Annotated in this window: 14 protein-coding genes and 1 tRNA gene; 13 read left to right on the top strand and 2 right to left on the bottom strand. The window is 52.7% G+C overall.

What is annotated here, in order from left to right; all coding sequences use genetic code 11:
* The first annotated feature begins 382 nt into the window (after window positions 1–382).
* From QZ554_RS06210 to QZ554_RS06175, 8 genes are all read left to right on the top strand, one after another.
* Window positions 383–455: transfer RNA gene (locus QZ554_RS06210), tRNA-Gly, on the top strand.
* 79 nt (window positions 456–534) lie between these two features.
* Window positions 535–1,212 (top strand): MarC family protein, encoded by a 678-nt coding sequence (locus QZ554_RS06205; protein ID WP_297195075.1) that lies wholly within the window; start codon window positions 535–537, stop codon window positions 1,210–1,212.
* 56 nt (window positions 1,213–1,268) lie between these two features.
* On the top strand, window positions 1,269–3,212 hold the full coding sequence (locus tag QZ554_RS06200; protein ID WP_297195073.1) for an NAD(+) synthase: 1,944 nt from the start codon (window positions 1,269–1,271) through the stop codon (window positions 3,210–3,212).
* A gap of 120 nt (window positions 3,213–3,332) precedes the next feature.
* The gene (locus QZ554_RS06195) at window positions 3,333–3,785 is read left to right on the top strand and encodes a copper resistance protein NlpE (protein WP_297195071.1); all 453 of its coding nucleotides are present in this window, start codon (window positions 3,333–3,335) and stop codon (window positions 3,783–3,785) included.
* 414 nt (window positions 3,786–4,199) lie between these two features.
* On the top strand, window positions 4,200–4,718 hold the full coding sequence (locus QZ554_RS06190; protein ID WP_297195070.1) for a sigma-70 family RNA polymerase sigma factor: 519 nt from the start codon (window positions 4,200–4,202) through the stop codon (window positions 4,716–4,718).
* Window positions 4,699–5,211, top strand: coding sequence for a hypothetical protein (locus QZ554_RS06185; RefSeq protein WP_297195068.1), 513 nt, complete (start codon window positions 4,699–4,701; stop codon window positions 5,209–5,211). Before QZ554_RS06190 ends, QZ554_RS06185 begins: the two co-directional genes overlap by 20 nt.
* A gap of 16 nt (window positions 5,212–5,227) precedes the next feature.
* Window positions 5,228–5,710, top strand: a complete 483-nt coding sequence (locus QZ554_RS06180) for a hypothetical protein (RefSeq protein ID WP_297195067.1) — start codon at window positions 5,228–5,230, stop codon at window positions 5,708–5,710.
* Window positions 5,711–5,745: 35 nt separating this feature from the next.
* Window positions 5,746–6,651, top strand: a complete 906-nt coding sequence (locus tag QZ554_RS06175; protein WP_297195065.1) for a hypothetical protein — start codon at window positions 5,746–5,748, stop codon at window positions 6,649–6,651.
* Between the two features lie 392 nt (window positions 6,652–7,043).
* Here QZ554_RS06175 and QZ554_RS06170 read toward each other — a convergent pair whose 3' ends face one another.
* Both QZ554_RS06170 and gyrA read right to left on the bottom strand, forming a co-directional pair.
* The gene (locus QZ554_RS06170) at window positions 7,044–8,369 is read right to left on the bottom strand and encodes a tetratricopeptide repeat protein (protein ID WP_297195063.1); all 1,326 of its coding nucleotides are present in this window, start codon (window positions 8,367–8,369) and stop codon (window positions 7,044–7,046) included.
* A 26-nt stretch (window positions 8,370–8,395) separates the two neighbouring features.
* On the bottom strand, window positions 8,396–10,999 hold the full coding sequence (gene gyrA / locus QZ554_RS06165) for a DNA gyrase subunit A (protein WP_297195061.1): 2,604 nt from the start codon (window positions 10,997–10,999) through the stop codon (window positions 8,396–8,398).
* A gap of 779 nt (window positions 11,000–11,778) precedes the next feature.
* On the opposite strand from gyrA, the gene pyrH reads away from it, so the two are divergent.
* From pyrH to QZ554_RS06140, 5 genes are all read left to right on the top strand, one after another.
* The gene (gene pyrH, locus QZ554_RS06160; protein ID WP_297176187.1) at window positions 11,779–12,489 is read left to right on the top strand and encodes a UMP kinase; all 711 of its coding nucleotides are present in this window, start codon (window positions 11,779–11,781) and stop codon (window positions 12,487–12,489) included.
* A 69-nt stretch (window positions 12,490–12,558) separates the two neighbouring features.
* Window positions 12,559–13,122 (top strand): ribosome recycling factor, encoded by a 564-nt coding sequence (gene frr / locus QZ554_RS06155; protein ID WP_297195059.1) that lies wholly within the window; start codon window positions 12,559–12,561, stop codon window positions 13,120–13,122.
* Between the two features lie 48 nt (window positions 13,123–13,170).
* Complete coding sequence (gene rsgA, locus QZ554_RS06150) at window positions 13,171–14,124, top strand: ribosome small subunit-dependent GTPase A (RefSeq protein WP_297195057.1); 954 nt, start codon at window positions 13,171–13,173, stop codon at window positions 14,122–14,124.
* Between the two features lie 23 nt (window positions 14,125–14,147).
* Complete coding sequence (locus tag QZ554_RS06145) at window positions 14,148–15,275, top strand: CapA family protein (RefSeq protein WP_297195055.1); 1,128 nt, start codon at window positions 14,148–14,150, stop codon at window positions 15,273–15,275.
* A 29-nt stretch (window positions 15,276–15,304) separates the two neighbouring features.
* A complete protein-coding gene (locus QZ554_RS06140; RefSeq protein WP_297195053.1) occupies window positions 15,305–16,231 on the top strand; it encodes a M48 family metallopeptidase in 927 nt (308 codons plus the stop codon).
* Window positions 16,232–16,241 lie beyond the last annotated feature (10 nt).

The following is a 16,241-nucleotide window of genomic DNA, read 5'->3' as shown; positions in this document are numbered from 1 at the left end:
GTGTACACAAGTGCGCTCTAAGTATCTCCTCTGTAGGGCTCGCTTGTATGTCTATCCCTTAGGGATAATACCTAGGATCTTTAGTGATGGGCTAAGGCTCCCTGGGCTATGAAATAATACCCCCGAAGATCCAAAGGCAGGAGTGTGCGAACGAGATCATACGTCGGCCCTGATAGAATACCCCTTACTCCACCTGTTGCTTTCATATTTGTATAGAGCACATTACATACCCTAAGCAAGACACTCATATAGCATCTCCTCTAGGAGTCTCATCGGAGCAGGTAGGCATAGTCCGTGAGCTAGAGCCAGTACGACTATTGTAGTAATAAAAACTTCTTACTACCTTTGCGCCAGAGAAACCCCAAGAGGGGGATCCAAGACTGCGGTAGTAGCTCAGTTGGTAGAGCATCAGCTTCCCAAGCTGAGGGTCACGAGTTCGAGCCTCGCCTACCGCTCTCTTAGCGGGGATATTCTTCATCGAGGGATATCCCCGCTTAGCTATGCATTCATTACTACTACATAAGACGTATCACTATGACCGCTACACTACTTAGTACAAGTTTCGGGGAGTTCCTAAGCACCCTAGGGCATGAGTTCTCTGCCCTCAGCCTAGATCAGATCTACAAGTCCTTCCTTACGCTATTCGTCACGATCGATATCATCGGAGCGATCCCCATCATCCTATCCCTAAAGTCAAAGGGACAGGTCTATCAAGCCTCACAGGTCGGTATCTATTCGGGGATTATCCTCATTGCCTTCCTTCTTGCAGGAGAGCCTCTATTAGGATCCTTCGGGGCAGACATATCGACCTTCGGTGTAGCGGGGGGTATTGTACTCTTCGTCATGGCTGTGGAGATGATCTTCGGCATCGAGATCTTCAAGTCGGAGGACTCTAATGGCAATTCGACTTTTGTCCCCCTTGTCTTTCCCCTCTTCGCTGGGGCAGCCTCATTCACGACACTCCTCACCCTACGTGCTGATGGGATGGCTATGATTAACCTCGCCATAAGTATCATACTTAACATGGTGATCGTGTACCTTGTCCTGCGCTACGTGTCTGTCTTGGACCGTCTTCTAGGAGCTAATGGGGTATATATTCTCCGTAAGTTTTTCGGCGTTGTACTCCTAGCTATCTCTGTCAAGTTCATCGCAAAGAATCTCATCGATGTAATCGCTATGGTACAGCAGGGAGTGGCCAATCATGCGGGATAGGATTGTCCCCTAGTCACAATACGATTCTCTATTTACAAGAAACAAGAAGCATATCTATGAAACATGGCTTTGTCAAGGTGGCGGCAGCTGTCCCCTTTGTCCGAGTTGCGGACTGTATGTACAACATCGAGCGTATCGAAGCTCAGATACTCGAGGCAGAGGCTAAGGGAGTAGAGGTAATTACCTTCCCAGAGCTATGCGTCACAGGCTACACCTGTGGTGATCTCTTCCTCCAACCCTTCCTTATCGACCAAGCTCAGAAGGCGCTCCTTAAGCTCGCCGAGCGTACAGCCGATACGCCCCCTCTGGTCATCGTAGGGATGCCTATTCTCATCGGGGCTCAGCTCTTCAATGCGGCAGTAGCCCTACAGTCGGGTAAGATACTCGGTGCAATACCTAAGACCTATCTGCCTAACTATCGAGAGTTCCAGGAGGCTCGTTGGTTCGCACCTGCACGTGATCTACAGCTAGCGACCATCCACATAGGAGAGTTTGATGTACCCATCGGACACAATGTACTCTTCCGTTCGTCTGGTGTGTCTATCGGGATCGAGATCTGTGAGGATATGTGGACTCCCTATACCCCAGGCACTAGACTTGCGCTCTATGGGGCTCAGATTATCTTCAACCTTTCTGCTAGCAATGAGCTAGCGGGCAAGAACACTTACCTACGCTCACTCATCAGTGGACTCTCCTCTCAGAACCGATGCGCCTATGTCTATTCATCTGCAGGCTATGGAGAGAGTACGACGGATGCAGTCTTTGCTGGGAAGGCGTTCATCGCCGAGGTCGGGAAGATCCTAGAGGAGACACCTCGATTCGTCCATGAGGAGCGTATGATCATCAGTGACATCGATATCAGCCGTATCGACTATGATCGCATCAGCACCAATAGCTTCAATGAGTCTGTCACCGACCATACAGAGCGGGGGCTACTCCTAGAGATCCCCTTCAAGCTGAGAAGTCAGGAGGAGTCTCTAGACATAGACCGCACCATCGAGCAGAACCCATTCTTTCCACAGAATGGCACCGAGGGAGAGCGAGCCGAGGAGATGTTTGACATCCAGACTTGTGCCCTTGCTCAGCGCCTACAGTTCGTAGGGGCACGCCACGCTGTACTGGGGATCTCAGGCGGTCTAGACTCCACCCTTGCTCTACTTGTCGCCGTAGCTGCATTTGACTTCCTCGGGATACCACGTGAGGGGATTATCGCAGTCACCATGCCTGGCCTCGGTACCAGCCAGCGTACCAAGAGTAATGCCCTACACCTCATGGAGCAGCTAGGTGTGACAGCACGTACGATCGACATCACAGAGGCCTGTCTCCAGCACTTTGCGACCATCGGACATGATCCCGAGATACAAGATGTCGTATACGAAAACACACAGGCAAGAGAGCGCACGCAGATCCTTATGGATCTAGCCAATAAGTATAATGCTCTAGTTATCGGTACAGGAGACCTCTCTGAGCTGGCTCTCGGATGGTGCACCTTCAATGGTGACCACATGTCCATGTATTCGGTCAATGCAGGAGTCCCCAAGACTGCGGTACAGATCATCGTCTCTCACCTAGCCAAGATCTCTCGCTTCGGCGAGAAGCTCTCCGAGGTGCTCCAGGCCGTGGTCGATACACCGATCTCTCCAGAGCTCAAGCCTACCGATAGCGATGGCAACATCGACCAGAAGACGGAGGATCTCGTTGGACCCTACAGAATACACGACTTCTTCCTCTACAACCTCCTCGGTTATGGCTATACCCCGAGCAAGATTTTCTACCTAGCTCGGATGGCATTCAAGGATGAGTATGCGCCAGAGATGATCCGACACTGGATGAAGATATTCTATCGTCGTTTCTTCTCCCAGCAATACAAGCGCAACTGTCTACCTGATGGCCCCAAGGTTAGCCGAGTAAGCCTCTCGCCTAGGGGAGATTGGCGTATGCCAAGTGACGTATCCTCACGGGCTTGGTTAGAGGAGATAGACCAGCTATCGGTAGACTAGACGTAGAGGTGATACCTATATATCAATATTTTTAGTACGTTTGTATCCGAATTCGTCCTCTTTGACGTTCTACCCAAAGAGCAGTCATGGTAGACGACTTTGACTAGACAAATAAAGATTATGAAGAAAGTATTTGTTTCTTTCGCCTTTATGGCGTTCGCCCTCGCTTCTTGCCAGGGTAAGACCGACGCATCCTCTACGGATAGCGCCGCTATGGACAGCACGATGACCACTGCCGTTCAGCCCGCAGCTGACCAGGCTAATGGTGATGTCGTAGGCACCTACGAAGGTGTTCTCCCTGGTGCTGATGGTTCTGTCACCACGAAGATCACCCTCAACGCTGATGGTACCTACAGCAAGCACGAGGAGTTCTCCAAGGCTGGTGTAGAACCTATGGATGAGAATGGCACCTACAAGCTCGAAGCAAACGGGCTAGTAACCCTCATCACGCCATCCTCTAACCTAGAGACCTACTACAAGGTAGCTGCTGGCACCCTCACCCTACTAGACCAGACGACGAAGGAACTGCCTACTGGCGAGCTAGCTGCACAGTACGTTCTCAACAAGAAGTAAGTCTAACCTCCATCCCTGAACACCTCATGTGAGGGGATACATCATCGAGAGAGGCTATTCGATCCGACGCACATCGGTAGAATAGCCTCTCCTTATTTTATCCATCTACTCCTCCATGCACAGAGGATAGTCGGCCTTAAATCTATCCACCTGCCTACATCCTTTTTTCTTCCTCGGCTTAAGATAGGGCCAACCTCACAGCTGACTCCCACTTAGGAGACTTGGCAATACTTGCCTCCCCTCATCTCTAGTAGAGCGATGAGGCTTCCTTATTTGCAAAAGGAAACCAGAGCTCAAGAAAGCATATTTATCATCATTTTTATCCCAGATGATAGGTTTGACCTAACTCATGCGTCTTCTCTATAGATAACGGACAGATAGCCCCTATCTCCCTAAGAAAAAATGCTCCAATCGATGTCCTACAATCGGCTCACCCAACTGCTCGAGACTCTGCGTCCTCAGCTCCTCTCCCAGGCGACACATATCGTCGGGGATCAGGATGATGCCGAGGATGTCGTCCAAGAGTCACTCCTTAGACTCTTAGTCCACAGACAAGAATGGGAGCACTACAGTAGCCTCGAAGCTCTATGTCGCACGGTGGTGCACCACCAAGCCATAGACTTCCTCAGACGTACGAGACCTCGGGCTGAGATCGAGGAGGCCGATCGCCTCCTAGCTCCCTCGACAGAGGACGAGATCGAGCATGCTGAGGTACAGGCGCTACTCACCTCTGCTATCGATAGCTTACCTACAAAGCAACGCCTCATCTTCCGTCTCAAGGAGGTAGAAGGCTACGAGGTAGAGGAAATCGCTCGTATCGCAGGGCTGAGCCCCGAAGCGATCTACAACAATCTTAGCCGTGCACGCTCTGCCCTGCGCTCACGACTGCTCATGCACAAAGACTTTGCACCCTATGGCACAAGATACAAATAGCCCCGCCCCCCATCATCCTCTCTCCCCCCATCAGATAGAGGAACTGATCGACGGATACTTCCTAGGCAAGACCACCTCCGAGGAAGAGTCCTTGCTACGAGACTACTTTGCCTCTGATAGAATCTCTGCTGAGCATCGGGAGCTGATTCCCCTCTTTACTGAGGTACGTCCACTGCTTATCGGCTATGAACGGGCACCTCTTCCACCTGAGCTGAGCCTACCTACGACCGAGAAGCAAGGAAATGTGCGCATTCGGCTCCTTCGTCCCTATCTTATGGGAGGGATAGCTGCAGCACTCTTATTAGCTATCCCTCTCGGGTATCACCTATTTTTCTCCGATCGCTCTAAGGTCAAATACTCCTCTACCCTCTTCATCGCAGGCGAAAGGATCCAGGATGAGGATGAGGCAGCACAGCGTGCAGAGGAAGCTCTACAGGCTGTTGCCCTCCCCCTATCTACTCCCCTCCCCCAACTCTCTATAGAGCTAGATTAGTCTCATCTTCCACATCATGTATAGACAGATCATCCTCCTACTCACACTGCTGCTCCTCTCCCCGACTCTCAGAGCGCAGACCGAGGTACAGCCCCCATTAAGGACACAGCAGGTCATACAGCGCTACCGTCGCGCCAAGAATGCCGTCTATGTCGAGCTAGGCAAGGATCTACTCACCCGCTACGATGCCACCTACTGCTATACCCTACAGCTCCACCCTAGTGGTAGAGAGCTAGAGACTCAGTGGAGTGACGTAGAACAAGCCCTAGACGCAGACCGACGGATAGCTGCCATCATCAAGGAGCAGATCGAGCAAGGGCGCCTCATAGGTGCTTACTATCGCTTCTCTAGCAAAGACTCCAAGATCCACCGCTACCTCCTCTACTCCTACGACACCCATGGGACGATTACACTCGTAAGCATCGGGGGAACACTCCAGACAGAGGAGCTCATCCAAAAGATCCTCTCCCCTAAGTCCCCAGCCCAAAAACGGAAATAAGGAAATAACAACCACAATACTCATATCCTACCATCATGTACACCAAGTATCTTCTCTCAGCCCTCCTACTGGCGGCCTCGACGTTCACCCTACAAGCACAGCAGGATGCTCCGCAGGACACGACCATACACTGGCGGAAGCACATCCTCGATCTCAAGGACAGCAAGGGGCAACTCGAGATCAAGGTCTATCAACTAGATTCAACGGGTACAAAACGCCCCTCTGCCTACCTCTTCCGTGGCATCTACGGCGAGGGAAGGATCGAAGAGCAGGGCACGAGAGAGCACATCCGCCTACCTCGTCCCGAGATCTTCTTCCCTACTCGTAAAGGACAGAGTCGCTCGAATTCCAAGCGCCACATCACTATCGGTGGTGGCTCTATCGGTTATGTATCTCTGACAGGCGATGGAACCACAGGCCTCAGACGTGGCAGCTCCCTGCGCTATCAGTTCCAGTTATTAGGCTACCACCATACTCTCTCGCACAAAGTCACGCTCTCTGCAGGGATCCACCTGCAGTTCAACTCGCTTCATCTCAGTGGGGACTACGTCTATCAGGAGGATAATGGCGCCACCAAGCTCATTCACTACACCGCTCCCGAAGGTATACGCACCTCGAGTCTACATATCACCTATCTAACCCTTCCCCTCACACTCAGGATACACCCCTGGGCAAAGTCGCTCTCACCTTGGGAATTCTCATTCGGTGCGGAGTTCAAGCTACGGACAGCCTCTAGCTCCAAGGTATGGCTAGGAGACTACCGCACCCCTCGTATCCTAGGCAAAGACCTTGGCCTCAACCCCCTCGGCCTAGACCTAAGAGCACAGATTAAGTGTGCTCCTGTCGGAATCTATGCAACCTACAGTCTTCTTCCCCTCTTCCTTGATAAGGGACTTCCCTCCACCTCTATGTACTCCGTAGGCATATCTCTCGGGCTCTAGCGAACAAGCTCCCCTAACAAGCTACATTGCAGAGGCGATCCTCCCCAGTATGGGAGGATCGCCTCTGCTCTTGTCCAGGGCACTACATCCAAGACCTAGACATCAGGAGGATAGCGAATTCTGATTAAGAATATCTTCCATAGCTGCAGCCTGATTAAGCTTGCTCATCTCTTCCTCTATATTCTATCTCCAAGAGAGCATGTATGCAAGAAAGAGAAAGCCTATTGAGAGAATGAGCGTTTAGGAAATAGGATACCATAAAAGAACCCCTCCCCTCCAGCCCTTATAGCGGCACTGGAGGGGAGGGGAAATTATTCGTTATGTCGGTTCGCCTTGCCTCCTGATGGAGTCAGCTGGCAAAACCGAAGAGGATCTAGGTAAACTCGTGTGGTTTACTTACGACCCTTTGCCTTAGCCTTAGCTGGAGCCTTCTTAACCGGCTGAGCTGGAGCTGGAGCCTCTTCCTTAGGTGCAACGGTGAAGTCAATAGATGCGATCAGATCCGTTAGATCCCCAAGGGCAGGTGTACCGACCTCAAGAGTACCATTATCGATGGCAGTCTTCTTATCGTCCATCTTCTGCTGGTAGTAGATGCTACCGAGGAGGCCCTTTACATTGTCAGGGTTGCTCTTGTAGGCGATCTCTAGCGCAGGAATGGCAGCCTTCAGGAGCTTATCTGCGACAGCTGACTGCTCTGCAGTGATGTTGCTATTTTCATAGAGCTTGGCAGCAGAGTTATACAGAGCCTGACCGAGATAGAGGTTAGCATTGAAGTCTTCGGGGTTAGCCTTAGCAGCCTTGTAGTACCATTCGAGAGCCTTCTTGAGGTCTGTACGCTCATGGAGAGTACCGGTCATCAGCAGAGCCATTGCATCTGAGGGGTTAGCAGCGAGCTTGCTCTCTAGATACTTGATCGCTTCGTCTTCCTTGCCTTGGTTCTGATAGATCGTAACGATGTTAGCTAGGAAGAATGGGATCTCAGGAGCGATCTTATCCCCCTCGATGAGGATGGGGAAGACACCGACAGAGTCCTTGTTAGCGAGGTAGGAGGCAGCTACCATCTGCAGGAGCTCCTTCTTGTTGAGGGCTATGTCACCGAACTTCTTGTTCATTTCGATAGCCTTACCATACTCGTTAGCTGTATAGGCAGAGGCGATCGCATAGTAGGCGATATTCATAGCCTGAGAGTCGATCTCGGAGACAGCCTTTTCGTCAGCGAAGAGAGCGGAACGCTTTACGTCGAGGAACTTGTCGAAGACGTCAGCAGCCTCTGCATACTTCTTCTGATCGAAATAGTAGGATCCTGCATTGAGGAGCTGCTGGTAGTCCACGAGGAGGGCCTCCTTGACCTTCTTAGAGTACTTGAGCTTACCCTTACCATCAGCGGTCTCTAGGGTGTGCACCTGAAGCCAAGTGGGGATCACATTAGCCAGAGCCATGTACATAGGGGTCTTGTCGGCAGATGCATCGAGGAGGCTCTTCTTCTGCTCTACGTTGAAGTTCTCACGGTCGATCAGCCCTGCGACGTACCAAGTATAGGGGTCGTTCTTCGTCTCATCGTTGGCAAGGGCTTCCTTGATGAGGCGACGAGCCTCATCGAAGTCGGCCTTATCACCTGATCCCGCGATCTTCTCTGCAGCCTTGACATTGGCGATCTGAGCGAAGGCTCCTGCTGTGGTCATTAGACCTAGCGCCACAGCGCAAAGTAGTTTCTTCATTGTGGTTTCTATTTAGTTGTGTACAATTAGTTATTCAGCTCCTCGTCCATAGCTCTTGCTAGGAACTCTTCGGGCAACTGGTTATCGGTCTCTGATGTCTCGATAGGGGGGAGGATCGACTCTAGCGAAGGAACCTCCGCCACCTCTACAGCAGCCTCAGTCTCCTCGGTCTCTTCCTCAGATAGCACACGGCATACTGAGGCGATCTCGTCACCTCGCTTCTTGAGGTCGATAATACGAACTCCCTGTGTGGCACGCCCCTGTACGCTGATGTCACGGGCATGGACACGGATGGTGATCCCGCTACGATTGATGATCATTAGGTCGTGCTCATCGGTCACAGCCTCGAAGGCTACGAGCTCCCCAGTCTTATCGGTCACATTTAGGGTCTTAACCCCCTTAGTACCACGATTGGTGATACGGTAGTCCTCAACGAGCGAACGCTTACCATAGCCATTCTCACTGACTACTAGGATGCTCTCTGGCGTATCCTGAGCGACAGCGATCATACCGATGACTTCGTCCGAGCTATCGTCATCGAGTGTCATACCACGTACCCCCATGGCATTACGTCCAGTAGCACGCACGGTCTGCTCGTTGAAGCGAACGGCACGTCCCTTACGATTAGCCAGCAGGATCTCACTATTACCATCGGTCAGGCTTACACCTACGAGACGGTCATCGTCACGCAGGTCTATAGCGATCACCCCATTGGCACGTGGACGAGAGTAAGCCTCTAGGAGGGTCTTCTTGATCGTCCCTCGCTTGGTGCAGAAGAGGAGGTAGTGCGAATTGACAAAGTCGGGATCCTTCGTGAGGTTCTTGACGCAGATGAAGGCATTGACTCGGTCTCCAGACTCGATATTCAGTAGGTTCTGCAGTGCACGTCCCTTGGCACCCTTAGCGCCCTCTGGGATCTCGTATACCTTGAGCCAATAGCAGCGTCCCATCTGTGTGAAGAGGAGCATTGTCCCGTGCATGGAGGCCGAGTAGATATACTCGATGAAGTCCTCATCTCGGGTATCGCTTCCCTTGGCGCCTACGCCACCACGAGCCTGCGTGCGGAACTCCGTGAGAGGAGTACGCTTGATATAGCCCAGATGGGAGATGGTAATGACCATCTCGTCATCGGCATAGAAGTCCTCAGGGTTGAATTCCTCGGCTGCATAGATGATCTCGCTACGACGAACATCCCCGTAGCGTTCCTTGATCTCGAGGAGCTCTTCACGGATTAGGGCTGCACGTAGCTCCTTATCTGCTAGTAGAGCCTGTAGACGCTCGATCTCCTTCATGAGATCAGCATACTCAGCCTTCAGCTTCTCACGCTCTAGGCCTGTGAGGGCACGTAGACGCATATCTACGATCGCACGAGCCTGTATGAGGGAGAGAGAGAATCGCTCCATGAGCTTCTCTACAGCCTCCTGAGGTTCGCTAGCAGCACGGATGATACGTATCACCTCATCGATATTGTCTACTGCGATGATCAAGCCCTCTAGGAGGTGTGCACGCTCCTTGGCCTTATTTAGCTCAAAGGCTGTACGGCGGTAGACGACATCATGGCGATGCTCGATAAAGAGCTCTATGAGGTCACGCAGGTTGAGTAGCTGAGGACGTCCCTTGACGAGCGCAATATTGTTCACGCTGAAGGAGCTCTGTAGGGCGGTCATCTTGTAGAGCTTGTTCAGGACGACACCTGCGTTAGCATCTCGCTTGACCTCAATGACGATACGTATCCCCTTGCGGTTCGACTCATCAGAGATCCCCGATATACCGTCGATCTTCTTGTCGGTGATCAGGTCTGCGATGCTCTTGACGAGCTCACTCTTATTGACCTGGTAAGGGATCTCCGTGACGATGATACGCTCATGATTGTTGTGCTCCTCGATCTCACAGCGGCTACGGATGACGATACGTCCACGACCTGTCTCGAAGGCCTCACGCACACCAGCGTAGCCGTAGATCAGGCCTCCCGTAGGGAAGTCTGGAGCCTTGATATAGTTCATCAGCCCTGCGGCATCGATCTCTCCATGGTGATCGATATAGGCCACACAGGCATCGATAGACTCACCCAAGTTGTGTGGAGCCATATTCGTAGCCATACCGACAGCAATCCCTGCGGCTCCATTGACGAGGAGATTGGGGAAGCGTGTAGGCAGGACGGTAGGCTCGAGGCGTGTATCGTCGAAGTTGGACTGGAAGTCCACCGTATCCTTCTCGATATCTCGGAGCATCTCTGCGGCTAGCTTGCCCAGACGAGCCTCCGTATAACGCATAGCAGCTGGCGAGTCACCATCGATAGACCCGAAGTTCCCCTGCCCCTCTACGAGAGGATAGCGGAGGTTCCATGGCTGTGCGAGACGCACGAGGGTACCATAGACGGAGAAGTCTCCATGGGGGTGATACTTCCCTAAGACCTCCCCCACAGCATTAGCGCACTTTCGGGTTGGTTTATCAAAGGTGTTCCCCGTCTCGTTCATGGCGTAGAGCACACGGCGATGTACGGGCTTGAATCCATCACGGACATCAGGCAGAGCTCGGGAGACAATGACCGACATAGAGTAGTCTATGTAGGCAGTCTTCATCTCATCCTCGATATTGATATCTATGATTCTATCTTCTCGATCCAGCATTCTTGTTATACCATTATTATAATGTATCTAACCACGGCACCCTGATGGTATACGTAGAAAGACACCCATTAACAAGGCTCTAAGATACGACATTTTACCCAAATAAGCAGCATATACACTTATTTAGACACCTAACACGCCCATAGCTAGACTAGGCCACCTCTGCCCACTATGGCGCAGAATGAGAGAAAAGTAGCCCTTTACATTACAAAGACAGCCCCTCAAGGGCGATGCATGAGCTCTTCTCGCATGCACCCCTCGTTGTGTCCTTTGTAGGGCATCTCTTCATGTCGAAGGGTATCTTAACTGTATCTCTGGTACACCAAGTGTTAGCCCCCCGAGAAACACGTACATGAGAGCCCTACAGAGGACATACCGAGAGCGATGTAGTGTACACGCGTGTATACAACAGTGTACACATGAGTACACAATGGTATACACGCGTGTACACATTTCCTTCCTAGGTAGTAGGTCTACACTTGGTATATCTAGACCTAGGAGGCAGATACTTCTATCTTCGGGGTATGCCTTTCGCCTACATTGTCCTCGAACTCTAGTGAGCTCATGCATCTACCCTAAATTCTAGCCCCCTTCGCACGAGTATGGCATACACTATCCCCCTAGCTAAGGACGAGTGCTTAGTTGCCCCTATCCGCCATCGCCTGCCCCCAACTACATGGCATAAAGGGGATAGCTTAGGGTGATGACAGGGGCTGGAGATTTGGGGGAATTGGGGCAAAAGTCGTTTCTTTGTACCATAATTATATATAGGCAATCGAATGAACAGCTTCAGACGCGTACTACTCAAGCTCAGCGGTGAGTCCCTCATGGGAGCCCAGCAGTATGGTATAGACACCGATCGACTGAGCGACTACGCTCGGGACATACAGGCAGCCGTAGACCTAGGTATACAGGTCGCTATCGTCATCGGAGGTGGGAACATCTTCCGTGGCCTCAGTGGGGCGACCCAGGGCTTTGATCGTGTGCAGGGTGACCAGATGGGTATGCTCGCTACGGTCATCAATAGCCTTGCCCTCAGCTCTGCCCTTACCTCCCTCGGGGTAAAGAATAGAGTGCTAACGGCCATCCGTATGGAGCCTATCGGGGAGTTCTACTCCAAGCGTCGTGCGCTGGATGCCCTAGAGGCAGGTGAGGTAGTGATCCTCTCGGCTGGCACGGGGAATCCCTTCTTCACGACAGACACGGGCTCTTCGCTCCGTGGTATCGAGCTCGAAGCCGATGTGATGCTCAAGGGAACACGTGTCGATGGTATCTACACCGCTGACCCAGAGAAGGACCCCACGGCCACGAAGTTTGACCGTATCACCTACGACGAGATCTACAACCGTGGACTCAAGGTGATGGATCTGACAGCCACGACGATGTGCCGAGAGAACAACCTACCGATCATCGTCTTCGACATGGACACCCCAGGTAACCTCCTACGAGTACTGCGTGGTGAGCAGATCGGTACATACGTGGGCTTCTAGCCCAGTAGCCACCCTACAAGGGAGACACAAACGAATACAATAAATATAGATAAGAATCATCTGCCCCCTATGAGCGAACTAAAGGAACTAATAGCGCAGGCTGGCGCACAAATGGAGAAGACTGTTGAGCACCTCGAGGAGGCTCTAGCCCGTGTACGCGCAGGCAAGGCCAACGTCAAGATCCTCGACGGCATCCTAGTCGAGTACTATGGTAGCATGGTACCCCTGACACAGGTAGGCACAGTCTCTGTCCCCGATGCCAAAAGCATCGTCATCACCCCCTGGGAGAAGGGCATCATCAAGGAGATCGAGCGTGCTATCATCAACTCCCCTCTCGGCATCACGCCCGAGAACAATGGGGAGCTTATCCGCCTCGGTATCCCCCCTCTCACCGAAGATCGTCGCCGTGAGCTCGTCAAGCAGGTCAAGGCCGATGCTGAGAATGCCAAGGTAAGTATCCGTAATGCCCGCCGTGACTCCAATGACCTCATCAAGAAGAGCATCAAGGCGGACAATACCCCCGAGGATGTCGCCAAGGATGCCGAGGCTGAAGTACAGAAGCTCCACGACCGATACATCAAGAAGGTAGAGGAGATCTTCTCAGCCAAGGAGAAGGAGATCATGACCGTCTAAGGGATCCCCCCTCTAGCGAGCCCACAAGCCTCTATCACTACAGCATACGTGACAGGACTAGTCATCAAGAACACTGGGAGCCACTACATCGTCCTCTGTGAGGATGGTGTAGAGCGCCCATGTCTTGCCAAGGGGAACCTTCGCCTAAGAGGCTTTCGCTCCACCAACCCTATTGTCGTAGGAGATCACGTGGAGATAGAGCTCAGCGAGGACACGGGGCAGGAAGCAGCACACTACATCCGAGATATACTCCCTCGACGTAACTACATCATACGCCGAGCAGCCAATCTATCTAAGGAGTCCCATATCCTCGCCGCTAACCTAGATGCCTCCTTCCTCGTCTGTACGATCATTGCCCCGGAGACCAGTACGACTTTTATCGACCGTTTCCTCGCCACAGCAGAGGCTTATCGAGTACCCACGGAGTTAATCTTCAACAAGATCGACCTCTATCCCTCCGAGACTACGGAGTATATGCAGGAGCTCATACAGCTCTACTCCAGTATCGGCTATCCATGCCATGCAGTATCAGCTACTACGGGTGAGGGTGTCGAAGCCCTCATAGATCGCATGAGCGGGAAGATCAACCTCCTCAGTGGACACTCGGGCGTAGGGAAGAGCACCTTGATCAACCGCCTCATCCCAGGAGTAGAGCTTCGTACGGGTAGTATATCCACGGCACATGCCAAGGGGATGCACACCACGACCTTCTCCCAGATGATCCCCTTACCCTCCGACGACGGAGGCTATATCATCGACACCCCGGGCATCAAGGGCTTCGGCATGCTGGAGATGCAGGAGGCGGAGGTCTCACACTACTTCCCCGAGATCTTCGAGGAGAGCAAGAGCTGTCGCTTCGGGAACTGCACCCACACCCACGAGCCAGGATGCGCCGTACAGACAGCTGTAGAGGAGGGACGTATCGCCCCCTCCCGCTACATCAGCTATCTAGGTATCCTTGAGGATAGAGAGGGCGGGAAGTACCGCCCCGAATACAAGTAACCCCACACACCACCTCCTACACCATGACCAAGTATACCCGCCTCCTCGGGATAATACTCCTCTATACCCTATGCTCACTACACACCGCTTGTCAGGGCAAGGGGCAGACTCAGCAGACCGACAGCCTCACGGAGAGCACACCGCAGAGAGACTCTCTACAGCTCGTCTTCGCAGGGGACATCATGACCCACGGGCCTCAGATACGAGCTGCCCTCACGGGGGCTGGACGCTACGACTTCGCCCCTTCCTTTGCCCTTGTCAAAGAACAGATCCAGAGAGCAGATCTAGCCCTAGCCAACCTCGAGACCACCTTCGGCGGCACACCCTACAGTGGCTACCCGATGTTCTCCTCCCCCACTGCTCTAGGAGAGGCACTACGAGACGTGGGCTTCGATATCCTCACTACGGCGAATAACCATAGCTGCGACCGCCGTGGCTATGGTGTCACCCATACAATAGACGTCCTAGATAGCCTAGGGATAGCGACGACAGGGAGCTATCGTACCCCCGAGGAACGTCCCTCCCGCACCCCTCTCATCAGAGAGGTGCATGGGGTAAAGATCGCCGTACTAGCCTACACCTACGGCACCAACGGTCTCCCGATCCCCCACCCTGCCCTAGTAGATACGATACGTAGAGAGCAGATAGCCTCCGACCTACATCGTGCCGACAGCCTAGGGGCAGACTACAAGATCGTACAGATCCACTGGGGGAATGAATATGAGAAGAACCCCAGCCGAGCACAGCGAGACCTAGCCCTATGGCTCTCCGAGCAAGGGGTAGATGCGATCATCGGGAGCCATCCCCATGTCGTGCAGGAGAGTGCCTTCATCGAGTCTGCGAACAAGAAGGCTAAGGTGTTCGTTATATATTCGATGGGTAACTTCATTAGCAACCAAGTGCGCCCCGCTGCTACCCGAGGGGGAATGCTCCTCACCCTCACCCTGCTTAGGGATCGTACTACGGGCACTTGGACGACAAAGCCCAGCTATCAGTACGTCTTCGTAGAGAAGCGTACCCCCCAGGGGAAGCCTATATACCGTCTACGCCCCGTGTCTCTGGACTCTGTCCCCTCTGGCCTTGCCCTCAGTGAGGCTATCGACCTGAAGGCAATGCAACAATACTATAAGTCGATCCCTCTCGTTCGATAATTGTTCATCTCTAAGACTTTATTCATTGTATGAAGATAATCTCAAGAAGTATCACAGCGCTCACCTGCTCTGCCCTACTCCTACTCTCCAGCTGTGGCTCTGTGCCCATCACAGGACGTAGACAGCTCAACCTGGTATCCGATGGCGAGATCCTCAGTGCGAGTGCGACCCAGTACAAGCAGTTCATCAGCCAGTCTCAGCTCAGTAGCAATACAACCTACAACGCCAAGGTCACCCAGGTAGGTCGTCGCCTAGCTGCAGCTACCAATGCTTATCTCAAGCAGAACGGCTATGAGTCCATGCTCTCGAGCCTTAGCTGGGAGTTCAACGTCGTCGATAGCAAGCAGGTCAATGCCTTCTGCATGCCTGGAGGGAAGATCGTCGTCTACACGGGACTACTCAACCTAGTGGGTAACGGCCCACATTCGGATGATGAGCTAGCAGCCGTCATGGGGCATGAGCTCAGCCACGCACTAGCCAAGCATGCCAACGAGCGTATCAGCAACCAGCTCCTCCTACGGGCTGGAGGACAGATCCTAGGTGCTGCCGTCAATACACGCTCCCAGCTACTCGGTGGCCTCATCAACCAAGCCTATGGGCTAGGAGCTCAGGTAGGGGTCATGCTCCCCTTCGGACGTAAGCAAGAGTACGAAGCAGACAAGATGGGGCTTGTCCTCATGGCTATGGCTGGCTACGATCCTCGCTATGCAGTGAACTTCTGGCAGAAGATGTCAGCCTCCAAGGGTGGAGCACAGCAGAACGAGCTCCTAAGTACTCACCCCAGCGATGCCAACCGCATCAAGGAGATCCAAGCCTACCTACCCAATGCCCTCAAGTACTACCAAGGAGGTAACAGTACGCAGAGCACCACGACCACCCCACCCCCGACGGGCAGGAGTACCAAGTCCTCTCGTACCATACGAGCAAACGAAGTAGGGAACTACCTAAGGAAGTAGTACCCATCTA

The sequence above is a fragment of the uncultured Porphyromonas sp. genome, assembly GCF_915070105.1.
Lineage (GTDB): Bacteria > Bacteroidota > Bacteroidia > Bacteroidales > Porphyromonadaceae > Porphyromonas.
This window is presented reverse-complemented; position numbering and strand designations above follow the sequence as displayed.

Coding starts and splice junctions, on each gene's coding strand:
- QZ554_RS06200 (WP_297195073.1), top strand. CDS start 1,269: ATGAAACATGGCTTTGTCAAGGTGGCGGCAGCTGTCCCCTTTGTCCGA.
- QZ554_RS06175 (WP_297195065.1), top strand. CDS start 5,746: ATGTACACCAAGTATCTTCTCTCAGCCCTCCTACTGGCGGCCTCGACG.
- QZ554_RS06190 (WP_297195070.1), top strand. CDS start 4,200: ATGTCCTACAATCGGCTCACCCAACTGCTCGAGACTCTGCGTCCTCAG.
- QZ554_RS06205 (WP_297195075.1), top strand. CDS start 535: ATGACCGCTACACTACTTAGTACAAGTTTCGGGGAGTTCCTAAGCACC.
- QZ554_RS06140 (WP_297195053.1), top strand. CDS start 15,305: ATGAAGATAATCTCAAGAAGTATCACAGCGCTCACCTGCTCTGCCCTA.
- pyrH (WP_297176187.1), top strand. CDS start 11,779: ATGAACAGCTTCAGACGCGTACTACTCAAGCTCAGCGGTGAGTCCCTC.
- gyrA (WP_297195061.1), bottom strand. CDS start 10,999: ATGCTGGATCGAGAAGATAGAATCATAGATATCAATATCGAGGATGAG.
- QZ554_RS06170 (WP_297195063.1), bottom strand. CDS start 8,369: ATGAAGAAACTACTTTGCGCTGTGGCGCTAGGTCTAATGACCACAGCA.
- QZ554_RS06195 (WP_297195071.1), top strand. CDS start 3,333: ATGAAGAAAGTATTTGTTTCTTTCGCCTTTATGGCGTTCGCCCTCGCT.
- QZ554_RS06145 (WP_297195055.1), top strand. CDS start 14,148: ATGACCAAGTATACCCGCCTCCTCGGGATAATACTCCTCTATACCCTA.
- QZ554_RS06180 (WP_297195067.1), top strand. CDS start 5,228: ATGTATAGACAGATCATCCTCCTACTCACACTGCTGCTCCTCTCCCCG.
- frr (WP_297195059.1), top strand. CDS start 12,559: ATGAGCGAACTAAAGGAACTAATAGCGCAGGCTGGCGCACAAATGGAG.
- QZ554_RS06185 (WP_297195068.1), top strand. CDS start 4,699: ATGGCACAAGATACAAATAGCCCCGCCCCCCATCATCCTCTCTCCCCC.